This is a genomic window from Rhodococcus sp. NPDC056960, assembly GCF_042674125.1.
GTDB lineage: Bacteria > Actinomycetota > Actinomycetes > Mycobacteriales > Mycobacteriaceae > Rhodococcus_F.
Window position 1 is genome coordinate 101,409 of the sequence record NZ_JBHURF010000017.1, and the last position, 15,467, is coordinate 116,875.

Annotated in this window: 12 protein-coding genes; 9 read left to right on the forward strand and 3 right to left on the reverse strand. The window is 66.6% G+C overall.

From position 1 onward, the window contains the following. Positions 1–5: 5 nt before the first annotated feature. Genes ACFTWF_RS26445 through ACFTWF_RS26455 form a run of 3 tightly spaced genes read left to right on the forward strand, consistent with a single transcriptional unit; the run spans position 6 to position 4,476 of the window. The gene (locus ACFTWF_RS26445; RefSeq protein WP_378464207.1) at positions 6–995 is read left to right on the forward strand and encodes a glycosyltransferase family 4 protein; all 990 of its coding nucleotides are present in this window, start codon (positions 6–8) and stop codon (positions 993–995) included. After that, positions 992–3,271 (forward strand): glycosyltransferase, encoded by a 2,280-nt coding sequence (locus ACFTWF_RS26450; RefSeq protein ID WP_378464109.1) that lies wholly within the window; start codon positions 992–994, stop codon positions 3,269–3,271. Before ACFTWF_RS26445 ends, ACFTWF_RS26450 begins: the two co-directional genes overlap by 4 nt. Further along, positions 3,271–4,476 (forward strand): glycosyltransferase family 4 protein, encoded by a 1,206-nt coding sequence (locus ACFTWF_RS26455; RefSeq protein WP_378464110.1) that lies wholly within the window; start codon positions 3,271–3,273, stop codon positions 4,474–4,476. Before ACFTWF_RS26450 ends, ACFTWF_RS26455 begins: the two co-directional genes overlap by 1 nt. Positions 4,477–4,490: 14 nt before the next feature. Here ACFTWF_RS26455 and ACFTWF_RS26460 read toward each other — a convergent pair whose 3' ends face one another. Further along, the gene (locus ACFTWF_RS26460; RefSeq protein ID WP_378464111.1) at positions 4,491–5,858 is read right to left on the reverse strand and encodes a putative glycoside hydrolase; all 1,368 of its coding nucleotides are present in this window, start codon (positions 5,856–5,858) and stop codon (positions 4,491–4,493) included. A gap of 218 nt (positions 5,859–6,076) precedes the next feature. Here ACFTWF_RS26460 and ACFTWF_RS26465 point away from each other — a divergent pair, with 218 nt between their 5' ends. The 5 genes from ACFTWF_RS26465 to ACFTWF_RS26485 are packed head-to-tail and all read left to right on the forward strand — an operon-like array spanning position 6,077 to position 12,654. Further along, positions 6,077–8,104: an alginate lyase family protein gene (locus ACFTWF_RS26465; RefSeq protein WP_378464112.1), complete on the forward strand. Its 2,028-nt coding sequence runs from the start codon at positions 6,077–6,079 to the stop codon at positions 8,102–8,104. Between the two features lie 34 nt (positions 8,105–8,138). Then, positions 8,139–9,500 carry a nucleotide sugar dehydrogenase gene (locus ACFTWF_RS26470; protein WP_378464113.1) on the forward strand — a complete coding sequence of 454 codons (1,362 nt, stop codon included), beginning with the start codon at positions 8,139–8,141 and terminating at the stop codon, positions 9,498–9,500. A gap of 2 nt (positions 9,501–9,502) precedes the next feature. Further along, positions 9,503–10,531 (forward strand): glycosyltransferase family 2 protein, encoded by a 1,029-nt coding sequence (locus ACFTWF_RS26475; protein ID WP_378464114.1) that lies wholly within the window; start codon positions 9,503–9,505, stop codon positions 10,529–10,531. A gap of 14 nt (positions 10,532–10,545) precedes the next feature. Next, positions 10,546–12,105 carry an oligosaccharide flippase family protein gene (locus tag ACFTWF_RS26480; RefSeq protein WP_378464115.1) on the forward strand — a complete coding sequence of 520 codons (1,560 nt, stop codon included), beginning with the start codon at positions 10,546–10,548 and terminating at the stop codon, positions 12,103–12,105. A 42-nt stretch (positions 12,106–12,147) separates the two neighbouring features. Beyond that, entirely contained in the window at positions 12,148–12,654 is a 507-nt protein-coding gene (locus tag ACFTWF_RS26485) for a YdcF family protein (RefSeq protein WP_378464116.1), read from the forward strand. Here ACFTWF_RS26485 and ACFTWF_RS26490 read toward each other — a convergent pair. Then, positions 12,609–13,778 (reverse strand): transferase, encoded by a 1,170-nt coding sequence (locus ACFTWF_RS26490; protein WP_378464117.1) that lies wholly within the window; start codon positions 13,776–13,778, stop codon positions 12,609–12,611. The two genes, ACFTWF_RS26485 and ACFTWF_RS26490, sit on opposite strands and share 46 nt — an antisense overlap. Positions 13,779–13,840: 62 nt before the next feature. On the opposite strand from ACFTWF_RS26490, the gene ACFTWF_RS26495 reads away from it, so the two are divergent. Next, positions 13,841–14,407 (forward strand): dTDP-4-dehydrorhamnose 3,5-epimerase family protein, encoded by a 567-nt coding sequence (locus ACFTWF_RS26495; protein WP_378464118.1) that lies wholly within the window; start codon positions 13,841–13,843, stop codon positions 14,405–14,407. 19 nt (positions 14,408–14,426) lie between these two features. Here ACFTWF_RS26495 and ACFTWF_RS26500 read toward each other — a convergent pair whose 3' ends face one another. Further along, a complete protein-coding gene (locus tag ACFTWF_RS26500) occupies positions 14,427–15,467 on the reverse strand; it encodes an NAD-dependent epimerase/dehydratase family protein (RefSeq protein WP_378464119.1) in 1,041 nt (346 codons plus the stop codon).

Here is a 15,467-nt window from a genome sequence, read left to right on the forward strand (position 1 = left end):
GAACGATGCAAGCCACTCCGCTGTGGGAGCTGTGGAACATTCGTCATGTCAGTACCCACCGGAACGGGTCGGTCGCCACGAGGATCGGGGCGTTCGTGAGGGGGCTGGGCGCGTTCGTGACCGCTCTGGTCTTCGACCGGCCCGATGTGGTTCACCTTCATACCTCCGTCGCCGGCAGCTTCATCCGAAAGGCCATCCTCACGTGGATTTGCCGAATCTTTCGGGTGCCGGTTGTGATGCACGTACACGGTTCCGATTTCCACCTGTTCTACGACCGATCGCCGCGCCCACTGAAGGCGATCATCCGCGCGACCCTCACCAGCGCAGACGTGGTCGTGGCACTCGGCGACCGGTGGGTTGAGCGACTCGGACGGATCGCGCCGCAGGCGAAGATCGTCTCCGTTCCCAATGCGATACGGCCTTGCCGTCCGGTACGACAGCCGTCCGGAGGAGAACCGGTGCACGTTCTGTTCCTCGGCTGCGTCGGCGATCGCAAGGGGACCTTCACCCTGCTCGAAGCGTGGGCGAAGATGATCGGCGACGGCAAGGGGCGTGCGCGACTGACGATCGCCGGCGACGGTGAAGTACAGCGCGCGCGGGAAAGGGTCGAAGAGCTGTCGGTGGGTAGCACCGTCACGGTGCTCGGATGGCTCGCTCCGGACCGGGTGCCCGAATTGTTGGCGAGCGCCCAAGTCCTGGCCCTGCCGTCGCGCAACGAGGGCCAGCCGATGGCGATACTCGAGGCGATGGCCCACGGGGTGTGCGTCGTCGCCAGCGCCGTGGGGGGCATTCCCGAACTGATCGACGACCGTTGCGGGGTGCTGGTTCCGGTTGACGACGTCGATGCACTGGCGGAGGCGTTGCGTCATGTCGTCTACGACGACGATGCCCGCACCGAACTCGGAACCCAGGCGTTGCAGCGCATCCGATCCGAGTTCGACGTCGACGTCGTCTGGCGCCGGTTCGATGCCCTCTACCGCGAGGTGCTGCGATGACCCCCGATCGCCCACTGCGCGTGTTGTATGTGGTGCCGGACCTCCGCGTGGGTGGAGCCGAGCGGCATGTCGCGACGTTGTTCCCGCGGCTGGACCGAAAGAGGTTCGAGCCCAGCGTCATCTGCATCGGGAGCGAAGGGGAGCTGTTTCCGGCCCTGGCGGCGGGTGATGTTCCCGCCGTGGCGTTGCGGCGAACGAAGTTTCAGGTGGTCGGTGCGCTTCGCGACCTCGTGCGGGAGACGCGCAGGATTGCCCCGGACATCATGATCGTGCGCGGCTTCAACGCCGAGACCCTCGGTCGTGTCGCTGCTGTCCTGGCGCGAGTTCCCCGGACGGTCGTCTGGGTTCACAACTGTGGTGAGACCACCACGAGGAGCGTGCTTCGGCGGATCGTCGACCGCGCGCTCGGCCCGGTCACGAGCGCCTATTTCGGCGTGGCGAAATTGCAGGTTCCGTATCTGGTAGACGATCTGCACATCCCGCCGGGCAAGATCCGGATCGTTCACAACGGGGTGGATCCCGCAGAGTTCGATCCGATCGGAGACCGGACAGCGGCCGCGGAGCTCGGGATCGGCGGCCGTGACCGGGTGGTGGGAATTCTGGCCGCGCTTCGTCCCGAGAAGGACCATGCCACGTTGTTGTGCGCGGCACGGCAGGTCATCGACGAGCTGCCTGCCGCGAAATTCCTGGTCGTCGGGGACGGGCCGATGCGCGGCGATCTGGAACGGCTGGCCGGTGAGCTGGGCATTGCCGACCGTGTCGTGTTCACCGGCTCGCGTCCGGATGTGCGGGAGCTGCTCGGAGTGATGGACGTCTTCGTCCTGAGCTCGTACAGCGTGGAATGCTTTCCGATGGCATTGCTCGAGGCGATGGCCACCGGTCGGCCCGCGGTGTGCACCGCGGTCGGCGGCGTGCCGGAGATGATCTCGGAGGGTGTGACCGGATTTCTCGTGCCCCCACGTGCGCCGACGGCGCTCGCGGAGAGGCTGATGCGAGTGTTGACGGAGACCGAGAAGTCCAGGGACATGGGCCTGGCAGCGCGAATCCGAGTCGAATCCGAGTTCAGTCTGCGCGCCAGCGTCGCCGAGAGCGAACGCGCGCTCGAGGAGGTGGCGGGGCGGCGCCCACGTCGTTCGACGAGGCCGATCCGGCTCAGTCTGGTGTTGGACCTGACGTTCGTCGGGGGCGTCGAGCTCCTGATGCTGGAACTGTTCCGGAATCTCGATCCGCGGGTGGTACGACCGCGCCTGATCTGCCTGCGCGAGGCGGGGCCGCTCGGCGAGGAGTTCCGGAGCGCGGGATTCGATGTCGAAGTCCTCGACCGCACGGGGCGCTACGACGTTCGCACCCTGTCACGATTGATCCGTAGCCTGCGACGCGATCACACGGACGCGGTAGTGGTTACTCATCACCATCGGGCAGCACTGGCGTTGGGGCGGATCGCGGCGCGACTCGCCGGGGTGAGTGCCAACATCGTTGCGGTCCACGACATGGACCTGACGTCCGTCGGCAAGCGCTGCCTGCCGCGGTCCACCGTGGAAACGTTGTGGCTGTCGAGCGCGCTCGTCCTACTCGCCCCTCGACAGGGCGAGTACCTGCGCCGGGAAGAAGGGGTAGGACGCTTCGCCTGGCGCCGCACGCGCGAGGTGGTCATTCCCAACGGGATCGTGCTGCCGCCGTTGCCGAGCAACACGGACCGTGAGCGTGCCAGGGCCGCGTTCGGTCTCGACCATCAGGACTTCATCGTCGGTATCGTCGGTCGGCTCAGTGCTCAGAAGGCGCACCAGGTGCTCTTCGAAGCCATTTCTGCTGTGGCGGAGTCCGATGTCCGGGTCCGGTTGGTCGTGATCGGCGGTGGCGAACGCGAGGATGAGCTACACACTCTTGCCGCCGAACTCGGAATCTCCGACCGCACGCGATTCATGGGGGTGCGCCGGGATGTGCGACAACTCCTGCCGGGGCTCGACGTGTCCTGCCTGTCGTCGGTGCACGAGGGAGTGCCGATCATCGCGATCGAATCCATGGCCGCGGCTGTGCCACTCGTGGTCACCGATTGCGGTTGCCTGCGCGACATGGTCACCGATGGTGAACAGGGATACGTGGTTCCGGTCGGAGATGCACATGCGATGGCGCAGCGGCTCCTCTCCTTGGCGGCGGACCCGGGACTACGCGCACGACAGGGGAGATCCGGGCGTGCACGGGCGGAACAGCGTTACCGGATAGAAGACACGGCGCGAGGCTTCGAGCGCTTGCTCACCGAAGTTGTGGAGGTGTGATGAGTCGGCACATTCTGATTCTGGTGGAAAACCTTTCGGTCCCGTTCGACCGTCGGGTGTGGCAGGAGAGCAGCGCATTGGTCGAGGCCGGCCACCGCGTCACGGTGATATGCCCGATGGGGGTGACCCAGGACGTCGAGCCGGACGTCACGATCGATGGGGTCCGCATTCTCCGCTACCCGCTCCGTGCTGCGGAAGGTGGCCCGCTGGGCTATCTGCGGGAGTATGGACTGGCGTTGTGGCACACCACGAGGCTCGCTCTTCGGGTGGGGCGTGACGATCCGGTCGACGCCGTCCACGCCTGCAATCCGCCCGATCTGCTGTTCCTCGTCGCTGCGCTGCTCCGTCCGGCCGGTACCCGGTTCGTGTTCGACCACCACGATCTGGTGCCCGAACTCTTTCTGTCCCGGTTTCCCGGAGGCGGCCCGGTACTCTATTGGGCGACCCGGTTACTGGAGCGGCTCACATTCGCCACCGCCGACGCAGTCATCTCGACGAACGACAGCTACCGTCGGGTCGCACTCGAGCGCGGTCGCCTGGCACCGGAGCGGGTTACCGTCGTCCGGAGCGCACCCGATCTGAGTCGGTTCGTCCGCCGGGACCCCGATCCGAATCTGAAGCGCGGCAAGCAGTATCTCGCGGCGTATCTGGGTGTGATGGGTCCGCAGGACGGCGTCGACTATGCGTTACGCGCCCTCGCGCACCTGCGGGACCGCCTCGGGCGGGACGATCTCCACTGCATATTCATGGGAGCGGGAGACTCCTTCGACGACATGGTGGCCCTCAGTGAGAAACTGGGACTCACGGACATGGTCGAATTCACCGGCCGGGTCCCCGACGAGTTCGTGCAGCGGTGTCTGTCGACCGCAGATGTCTGTCTCGCGCCGGATCCACGCAATCCGTTGAACGACGTATCGACGATGAACAAGGTTGTCGAATACATGGCGATGGGTCGGCCACTCGTTTCGTTCGACCTCGTCGAATCCAGAGTGTCGGCGGGGGAGTCCGCCGTCTACGCCCCGGCCAACGACGAGGCGGTCTTCGCAGCAGGGATCGACGAGCTGTTACGGGACCCGCTGAAGCGTCGCAGGATGGGCGAACTGGGCAGGGCGCGGGTGGAGCAGCAGCTGTCGTGGGAGACGTCGCGCCGGGCACTCACGGACTTCTACGCGCGGCTGTTCGCGGCCGAGCGTGTGATGCGATGAGGGACCGAATGCGGTCATGGGTTCTCGCTCGAGAGCACGAGACCGTCGTTCGGTTGGAGGGTCACCGACGTGACGGTGGCCCCGTTGTTGGTGCTCGGATCCTGCACGCCCTGAATTCGGCGAAACGGTTTCTCGAGGTGCACTTCTCGTGGTTTGTCATCGGTATTCAGCAGCACGATTCCGTGCTCGAAGTCGCGACGGAAGAGGCCGTGACCCAGCGAACCGACCCCGTCCGTGTACGGATCGTTGAGGGCGGCGGGCGACGGGCCGGCCACCAGTGGATGCCCGAGGTAACCCGGGCCGAGTCCGCCGCCGTCCATCTCGTCGAAGTACGCCATCTCGTCGTAGTCGGCGCCCATCGGGGCCCAGAATCCGTCCTGGAGCAACGTCGCCGCCAGAAAGTACCGGGCGCGCTGGAAATCCTGTGCCGAATGCGGTGCGGCACCCAGCCTGTCGATCGTCATCGCGAGGCCGGGTCGACGGTGGTCCCCTTCGGCGGTCAGGCTGACGTACTGCTCGATGTCGAACATGGGATTCCGGTCGGCGGTGGAGTCGGCGAATTTCTCCCACGCCCGGCCGTCCAATTGTTGCTTCAGCAGTGTCCGGTCCCCGTTCGCGACCAGGATGGCATTCGGAATTCGTTGCCGGATGATCGCTTCTGCCCGATTCACGCCGCGCTCCCAGGGGTTGCCGAGCCCGTAGATCGAATCATCCGGTTCGTCGGTTCCATCGGAATCGATGTCCCAGTGATCGCGGTCCGCACTGTAGATCCGGTCGCCCCAGACATCCAGGAAGATGCCGTCCCACACACCCGAAGACCAGACGTCGTCCACCACCCAGTTCGCGGCGTACTCCGCAAAGATCTGGCCGTCTACCTGTGGCGCCTCGTCCGTGAGGTTGGTCATCGTCGACTCCGGCCACTCGCTGACCGGCGCGCCATCCTTCGTGTGCGCCAGCCATGGTTTCGGGAACGCGCTGTCACCGTTCCGGTCGAACTGCCACAGCGCGTATCGGTTGGCCCAGTACGCCGGCGTCCCGAGTTGATCGGGATGGTCGACGACGTTCACGTAGGCGAGCAACCGGAGACGGGGATTGGCGTGACGGAGCTCGTCGAAGTATTCGCGCGGCTTCCGGTTCGCCCATTCGTTGTCGATGACCACCACGTCATATCGAGAAAGCTCCTCGACGGGCGGAAGATCCTGCTGATTCAGGAAATAGGTTGCAGTCCTCGGGAAGGTCAGGGAGTTCGGATCGGCAGTGGCGGGCGCGGGACGCTCTTCGACGGGCACAGCGCACGCGGCGATCAGTCCAACGGCCGTAACGACCGTCGTCAGGGCGAACCGGAGGCGGCCGAAACGCCGCGAGGCGAGAGTGCCGGACACCGACTCAGCTTGACACGCTCGACGGCACCTTGTCACCTACCGCACCGTCATCTGCCGCACGACGCTCCCGTACCCGCATGGAGTACACCGTGAGTCAACTTCCTTGGCGCGTGCGCCGATTGCAGTCGATGAGCGCACGCGAGGTGGCTTGGCGTACGAGTCGAGCCGCCCGGAGCATGCTTCCGCGCGGCGGGCACGGTGCGAAAAGTGACGCTGACGTGTTCGGCACACCCGAGGCCGACTGGGACGCCGCATTGGCGCGATTCCGGGAATGCGTCGGCAGGCCCGCGCTTCTGGACCGTGACCGGGCGGCCGTCATCGCGCGGGAACATCCGGCCGGGGTCGGGCAGGTGATCGCGGCTGCCGAGCGCGTGGCCGGTCACCGATTTGCCTACTTCGGGTACCCGGAAGTGACTCTGCCGGAGCCGATCGACTGGCATTACGACCCACATTCGAATGTCGGCTGGCCTGTCGTGCCCGCATCCAAGATCGACCACCGCACCGCGGCCGGCGATCCGAAGTGGATCTGGGAACTCAATAGACTCCAGCATCTTCCCTGGCTCGCCCAGGCGTGGTTGTTCACCGATGACGAGCGATTCGCTGACGAGGCGTTTCGTCAACTCGACTCGTGGATCGAGCAGAATCCGCCGGGCATCGGCATCGGATGGCGGGGTGCCTTCGAGGCGGGGATCCGCTCGATCTCCATCGCGGTGGCACTCCAGGGTCTACGGGATTCGCCGGCGTTGACAACCGCGCGATTTCGGGCCGTCGTCCATGTGCTCGCCGAGTCTGCCCGTCGCTGCTGGGACGAGCGTTCGCGGTTCAGCTCGGCGAACAACCACCTCGTCGGGGAAATGGCAGGTCTGGCCACAATCGCGATTCTTCTGCCGGACCTGGCCGGGTCCGCGTGCTGGGAGAGGGACGCGATTCGCGTGTTGTCGGCCGAGGCCGCGCGGCAGATCCTGCCCGACGGCGCAGGCGCCGAGCAGGCAATGGGATACCAGATCTTCACGTCGGAACTTCTTCTCACCGTGGCCGCGTTGCTGACCCTTCGCGACGGTCGGCCGCCCGCGGAATTGATCGCGGCCGTCGATCGGAGCGGCGATTTCATCGCAGCACTCGTCGGTGATCGTGACCCGGCGCCACGCTATGGCGACGACGACGAGGGCTTCGCGCTCCGGCTCGGCGCCGAGCCGTTGCGCACGGTCAGAGATCATCTCGGCACTGTCGGCGCGGTGACCGGCAATATGGCTGCACGTCGGGTGGGCCGCACGACGCTGTCGGCGGCCTGGATGAACTACGCTCGCACAGAATCTCTTTCCGGGTCGGGCGCGGTCCCGGACCCCGGTTCGCATGGCTTCTTCGCTCCGCACGGCGGGCTCGTCGTGCTTCGCGCGGGAGCTCGTCGGCTGACTGCCGACGTCGGCCCGCTGGGATACCTCTCGCTGGCGGCACACGGGCACGCCGACGCCCTCTCGGTGACGCTGAGCATCGACGGCGAGGACGTGATCGGCGATCCCGGCACCGGCAGCTACTACCGGCACCCCGACTGGCGCGTTGCTCATCGGGGCACTCGTGCTCATGCCACCGTGTGTGTCGACGGACTGGACCAGTCGGTGGTCGGCGGGCCGTTTCTGTGGACCGAGCACGCCCGGGTGCGGGTTCGGTCGGTCGACCTCGAGCGCGGTGTCGTCGATGCCGAACACAGCGGCTACCGTCGGCTCTCGAAGCCGGTGGTGCATCGAAGGTGGGTCGTCGCGCCGCCGGATCGCTGCAGCGTCCTGGTCGTCGATCTCGTCGTCGGCCGGGGATGCCACGAGGTGCGCACGTCGTGGCCGCTGTCGCCGTCGCTGGACGTCACACCGGTCGCGGCGGGCCACGTGGCCAGCCGCGACGGGGAGCCGGTTCTCCAGCTGGTCCACGCCGCCAGCGGTGACCTGATCCCGTACGAGGTGCGCGGTGACGCCGAACTCGGCCTCGGATGGTGGTCGTCCCGGCTCGAATCGAGAGAGCCGTCATGGTTGGTCGGTGGGTACTGCACGGGCGGCGTACCGGCTGTGGTCGCTACCGTGCTCAATCCGCTCGACGAGCGCCTCGCATGGGCTGAAGACCTCACCGTTGCGGTTCGCGACGGGTGCCTCGTCGCAAGGTGGCGGGACAGGGACGCTGAAAATCGAGTAACAATCAACTGCTCGATGGGAACCATGGCGAAAAACGGGGACGTAGTATGGAAGACGCTTCACTAGCAAACCTCAAGAACCCTACTGGTGGGCGGTTGTCATGAGCGCGACCGAATTGCATCTGCGTCCATCCGCGCGGCGGATGACCCTGAGCGTCTTCGGGCTGGGCTATGTCGGATGTGTTTCGGCGGCATGCCTGGCGTCCCGGGGTTTCCCCGTGGTCGGGGTCGACGTCAATCCCGCGAAGATCGAGTTCCTGCGCCGGGGGCAGACCCCGGTCTTCGAGGAGCGGATCGGCCAGCTGATTGCCGAGGTGGTGGAATCCGGCCTGCTCACCGTCAGCGAGGATCCCGCCCGCGCCGTCCTCTCGAGCGACGTCACGATCGTCTGCGTCGGCACCCCGTCCGCACCGGGGGGAGGCCTGACCACCCGCTATCTGGAGCGCGCGACCGACGAGATCGGCGCCGCGCTGGCGGCGAAGGACACCTTCCACGTCGTCGTCTACCGCAGCACCATGGTCCCGGGTACCTGCGAGGACATACTGATTCCGCGCCTGGAAAGAGCATCGGGCAAGCGGGTGGGTGTCGACTTCGGCGTCTGCGTCAACCCGGAATTCCTGCGCGAAGGCAGCAGTGTGCGCGACTTCCTCAATCCGCCCAAGACGGTGGTCGGGGAAAGTGACGAGCGCAGCGGCCGGCTGGTGACAAGCCTGTACGACGGGCTCGGTGGACCGCGGTTCCGTGTCCCGATTCCCGTCGCCGAGATGATCAAGTACGTCGACAACAGTTTCCACGCTCTGAAAGTGGGGTTCGGCAACGAAATCGGAGCCATCTGTGCATCTCTGGGGCTCGACTCGCACGCCGTGATGGACATCTTCCTCGCCGACACGAAACTCAATCTCAGTGCCGCCTATCTGCGTCCGGGATTTGCGTTCGGCGGCTCCTGCCTGCCGAAGGACGTGCGCGCGCTGATGCACACTGCACGAATTCACGACGTCGAAGTGCCGGTGCTGGCGAACGTGCTGGTGTCGAACGAGATGCACCTGCGGCGGGCAGTGGACCAGGTGATCGCGCTGGGCAAGCGCAGGATCGGCATTTTCGGTCTGTCCTTCAAGCCCGGCACGGACGATCTGCGCGAGAGTCCGATGGTCGACTTGGCGGAGAGGCTCATCGGCAAGGGTTACGACGTCAAGATCTGCGATGCCAATGTCGCACTGTCCAGGCTGTTGGGTGCGAACCGCGACTTCATCGAGGAACTGTTACCGCACATCGGTCAGGTTCTCACCGATGATGTCGATGCCGTTCTCGACCACGCGGAGGTACTCATCGCAGGGTCCCGGGAGCCCTCGGTGGTGGCGGCGGTCGACCGGGCGGGCGCACAGCACACGGTCGTCGACCTCGTCCGGCTCCCGGGCGCCGAGGAGCGACGCCGGCGCGAAGGTTACGTGGGTTTGGGGTGGTGACGGTGAGCGAATCGCAACCTCGCCCTGCCTTCAGTTTTCTGACCACCGCCTACCGGACCGAACGGTATCTGGCACAGTCGATCGAGTCGGTGCGCGGCCAGACGCGCACCGACTGGGAGTTGATCGTCGTCGACAACGGGCACTCCGACGAGATCGCGAGGATAGTCCGCTCCTTCGCATCCGACAGCCGAATCAGACTGATACGCCAGGAGAATCGCGGATATGAGGGAGGTGTGTCGGCTGCGGCCGCTCTGGCGCGCGGACAATACTTCTGCGTGCTCGACAGCGACGATCTGCTGATGCCGGACTTCTGTGCGCGAATGGGGGCGGTACTCACTACAGACAGGACCGTCGACGCGGTCGGCTGTGACGCATTCCTGTTCGACGATGACGGTGGCGCTTCGAAGGGATACCTCCGCTCGATCGGCATCAGGACGCGACCGCACCCAGGGCACCGTCTGGCGCTGACCGAGATGCTCGCGGGATACATCCCCTACTACACGGGCGCGGTTCGGCGCGAGGCGTGGAGCGCAGTGGGTGGGTACGAGCGTGCGGCACAGGAAGTCGAAGTGGACGTCGTCATGTGGCTGAGGCTCGTCGAATCCGGATTCGATGTGCGCATGCTCCCCGAACGCCTCGCGCGTTGCCGCGTCCGGAAGGACTCGGTGTCGCGCGACCCCGCCGGGGTCGAGGCGTTCGAGTGGCGCATTCAGCGGTCGTTCCAGACGGTGGCCCGCTCCACGAGCCGGGCCGAGGACTGGGACGCGCTCCAGAGCAACCTACGACGGTTGCGGTATCACCAGGCGATGCGGCGGGCCCGATGGTCGCTACTCGAAGGGGATTCGGCTGCGGCGCGTGTCGAGGCGAAAGCGGCGTTCGCGCAGCGGCATACACTCCGCGCCGCCTTGGTCGCCTGCTCACTGGCGTTCTTTCCCGACACGATGCGCAGGCTGCATCCGGTCAAGCACCGGATCACCGTCGCACTCGGACACACGTTCGGTCGGCGCCGCGAGCCCGTGAGTCGGCCGTGAACGAAGGCGGCGCAGTGGATTCGTCGACACCCGGGCACGCCTCGGAGCGCGGTGACCCGGGATCTGCACCGGCGACCGAGACCACCCCGGTCGGCACACTGAGTGGCATCCTGCGCCGCGGCGCCGCGATGGCCGCGGCGGGTCTTCTGATCGTCCAGAGTGTGACGTTCGTGCAGACGTTGGTGCTGGCGCGGTTGCTGAGCCCCGAGATCGTCGGCGTGTTCGCGGCGGGCACGGTGATGACCACCTTCCTGGTGGTCGTCACCCACGGCACGTTGGCCCAGGCGCTCGTTCAGCGTGAGCACGACATCGAGGATGCGGCCACCACCGTGTTCTGGGTTACTCTCGGGACGGGGCTCCTGATGAGCCTGGTCATGTTGGCGGCATCTCCGATCATCGGACGCGTATTCAACAGCCACGCGGTGGGGACGGTGGCCGCTGTCATGTCGGGTTCGATGTTCTTGATCGCGATCACCTGCGTCCCGGATGCCCTGATGCAGCGCCGTTTCCAGTTCAAGCGCCGGATCATCGTCGATCCCGCCGTGGGCATCACCTTCGCGGTGGGTTCCATAGTCTTCGCCGCCCTGGGGTACGGCGTCTGGTCCCTTGCGATCGGATCGTATGCGTCGATGCTCGTCTGGATCGTCGCGAGCTGGTGGCTGTCGAGATGGCATCCGTTCGGTGGGCGGTTCTCGTTTCGGATCTGGCGCGAGATGGCAGTCTTCTCCTTTCCGCTGCTGCTCGACGGCGCGGCCGCCCGTGCACAGGAGGTCGTCGAATTGACGATCATCGGCCGCGGGCTGAGCGAGGCTGCGCTCGGCAACTACCGGTACGGCCGCAGGATCGCGTTACTCCCCGGCATGGCGATCGTCCAGGTCTGCTCGTATGTGCTTTTTCCCGCGTTCGCCCGCATCTCCTCCGACTCGCAGCGGTTCAAGGCCGCCTTCCTCCGTGCTCTGAGCTGGATCTGGCGGGTGGCGATGCCGGCCGGGGCGGTGATGGTCGCTGTCGGTGAGCCCGCCGTCGTGGTGCTGCTCGGCGAGCCATGGCGTGGCGCGGGCGTGGCGGTCGCTTCGATGGCGGGTATCGGACTCGGTGTGGCGATGAACTCGGTGAGTGCGGAGGCGATGAAGGGTGCAGGCCGATCGAGCCGAATGAATTGGATGACCGCGGCGGGCCTGCTGACCGGAGTGCCCTTGCTGGTGCTGTTGCTCCCTCTCGGTCTCGCCGGGGTCGGTCTCGCGGTGTCGGGCGCGGCGATCGTCGTGGGAATCACGGGGCTCGGACTCGCCCGATCGGTGGTCGGGACATCGGGTGGTGAGATAGCCCGGGTGATGGTCCCACCGATCGTCGCGTCGCTGGCGGCGTTCGCGGTGATCGCGCCGCTCGAACGGTACGTGGTGCACTCGGATCAGCGGTCGATCGCGGTGGGACTCGCGTCGATAGCCCTGGAGTGTGTGGCGTTCCTGATCGTCTACCTCCTGTCCCTGCGGCTGGTCGCACCATCCGCCTTCGCCGAGATACGGGAGGCCGTCCACACGATCGCCGACCGAGTCGCGGGAGGAGAACGCTAGGTGCGCAGACGAGCTCGATGGCCGCGCTGGACGTTCGTCCTCGTGACTACGGCTGTCCTCGGCGCGACGGCAGCGAGTGTGCCGACATACGTCGAGCCGCAACTCGACGAGCTCCACCGAGCGGATGCGATCCTCGTCCTCGGCGGTCCCAGCCACGAGCGCTACACCTACGGACTCGACCTTGCCCGCAAGGGGCTCGCCGAGCAGGTGCTGCTGTCCGATCCCAGCGGGGGAGCCGACGAGTGGCTCGATCGACTCTGCGGAGAGCGGTTCACATTTGCCGTCGTCTGCTTCGATCCCGACCCCGCGACCACAGCCGGGGAAGCGAAGGCATTCCGCGATTACGCGACCGCCGGGCGATGGAACAGTGTCATCGTCGTCACGTTCACTCCGCATGTTTCACGGGCTCGGTATACCATCCAGCGCTGCTTCGGCGGGGAAGTCATGATGGCGGCGAGCCCGGCGAACATCTCTGCCGCCGACTGGGTGTGGCAGAGCGGCTATCAGACGGCGGGGTACGTGCGGAGCCTGTTCCAGCAGGACTGCTGAGGTCCCGGGATGAGCGCAGGATCTTCATTCGGCCCGTCCCCGTCGGTAATGTCCACCACCCACTTGCCGGACAACTGGGGGAACTGTGCCTGCACCTCCTCGGCCAGGTCGGCGACCGTCAGGAGTACGAGGTCGGGGTCGGCCGCGACCAACGCGGCAGGGGAGATGATCGGAACGTTCGTGCCCGGCATACGGCGACCCTGTTTGGCGGGGGACGCGTCGGCCACGGCCCCCACCAGTCGCCGATCGATACTCGCACGGCCGAACAACGCGACGGCACGCGATGCAGCGCCGTACGCGTAGACGCGCCGACCGTGATCGGCCATCGCGTCGAGCCAGTCGTGCAGCACCCGGGCGTGGTCGTCCGCGGCACGCTGCAGCCGACCGAGAGTGTGGGGCGTGCACACGCCGAGTTCGTGCTCGGCCGCGAGGATTCTCCGCACGGCGGGGGAGGTGTCGGACCGGATACCGTGCCGTGCAGCGACAAGGACGGTCCCGCCGTACAGGTCGAATTCCCACGCGGACGACAAGCTCATTCCGACCTCGCCGAGCAGGCGCTGCAGGGCCGTCAGCGAGTAGTACGCGTAATGGCCGTGCCGCAGTGCGTTCCACTGACCGTGTGTGACTATTGCAGCGAGAGAGTGGAATTGGAGGAGGAGGACACCGTCGCTCGCCGTTGCGTCGGCGCGATGCCGCAGTGCCGTCCGCTGGTGGGCTTCGTGCATGAGGCCGAAGCAGTCGAGCACCACCGAGGCCGGCTTCCCCGGGGGCGGCGGGCAGAATCCCCGCGCGGCGAGCAGTCCGAGCCAGCTGCCGCCGTGCGGGCTGCCGAACTCGAGTACGGTGTCGCCGTCGAGGAAACCCGACACCGCGACCGTCCGTACGGCGTCGGCGGCCTGATTCCGCAACGCCAGGGGTTCGACGCCCCGCGGCTCCTCCGGCGTCGTGTCGTCCTCCGCGAGTTGCGCGAGGCCGCACCGCAGGCACAGTTCCATGGCCAGCGGGTGAGCCGACTCGCACGAGTCGATCGCCGATCGCTCCGGCGGGAAATGGTCCGCAGCAGGCACAGCCCCGAGATCGAGTACCCGGACCGTGTCGGATCCGGCGCATCCGCGGCAGATCATCGTGGCCGTCCCGACTTCCGGAAATGCCGGACCCGCCCACCGCGATGCGGCACGATGGGGAGGTGCGCGTGGAACTCACGGAACTCGACGACGTCCTGCTGTTCACTCCCGAGCCGTTCCGGGACGGGCGGGGACTCTTCACCCGAACCTTCGATGCGCAGATCTTCGACGACGCCGTCGCGAGCCGAGCGTCGACGGGCCGAGTGGTCCGTGCCGCCGACTTCGTCCAGGACTCGCAGTCGCGGTCGGTGCGCGGCGTGATCCGTGGCATGCATTGCAGATCGGGGGACGGCGAGGCAAAACTCGTGCGTTGTGCGCGCGGAGCGATCTACGACGTGCTCGTGGACGTGCGGCGCACGTCGCCGACGTTCGGCCGGAAGCAGGCGTTCAGGCTCGACGACGACACCTTCTCGCATCTGTTCGTGCCGGCGGGATTTCTCCACGGTTTCCAGGCCCTCACCGACTGCGACGTGTGTTACCGGATCGACCGCGGTCACGATCCCACCGAGGATCTCGCCGTGGCCTACGACGATCCCGGCCTCGGGATCGAGTGGCCGCTCCCCGTGTCCGGCACGAGCCCACGCGATGCCTCGGCGGGAAGCTGGGAGGATCTGCTGCGATCTCTCTGACCGCCGCGCAGTGGCTATGTCAGGCATGGCCGGCCCCGATTCGGAGAAACCGCAGTGACTCGTCGAGCACCCCCGACGTCCGCAGTGCCTGTAGGTGGGCCAGCCGGGTGAATCGGGTGGTGAACAGCTCGTCGGTGAGCCCCCATCGGACGTAGTTCTCGTACAGCTCGACTGCGCCGTCGGCGACGGTCCATTGTGGGACATAGCCCTCGAATGCGGTTCTGATCGCGCTGAAGTCGACGCGGTACGACCGCGGATCCGGTCCCGTCTCGCCGGTGAGGGCGACAGTCGAGCCCGGCACCGCTGCGGCGGCGGCCTCCGCGATCTGCGCCACCGTGACGTTGTTGGCCTCGGTGCCCACGTTGTAGGCGCGGCAGTGGATTGCGCCCGTCGGAGCGGTCAGCGCGGCGCAGAACGCGGCGGCGATGTCGCGCGCGTGCACGAGGGGGCGCCACGGGGTGCCGTCCGACAGCACTCGCACGGTGCCGGTGAGCGTGGCGGTGCCGACGAGGTTGTTGAGAACGATGTCGGCACGCAGGCGCGGTGAGAACCCGAACGCGGTCGCGTTCCGCAGAAAGACCGGCGAGAACCCCGAGTCGGCGATGGCGGCCACATCGTCCTCGACGCGGACCTTGCTTTCCGCGTACGGGGTGAGCGGGCGGAGAGGCGCCGATTCGGTCACCAGGTCGTCACCCGCCGAGCCGTACACCGAACAGGTGGATGCGTAGAGGAAGCGTTGTACCCCGGCATTTTTCGCAAGACGGGCCAAGCGCACCGACCCGTGATGATTGATGTCGTAGGTGACGTCGGGCGCGAGGGACCCCAGAGGATCGTTCGACAGCGCGGCAAGGTGAATCACGGCGTCGAACCCGGCCAGGTGGGCCTCCGTCACGTCCCGCAGATCCACGTCGACGGACGGGGGGTCGGCAGGTGCGGGGCCGAGGAGGCAGCCGGCGAACAGTCCGGAATCGAGACCGGTGACGTCGTGACCCTCGGCTCGCAGCGCCGGGACCATGACCGAACCCAGGTAACCCTGGTGTCCGGTGAGGAGCACTCTCAT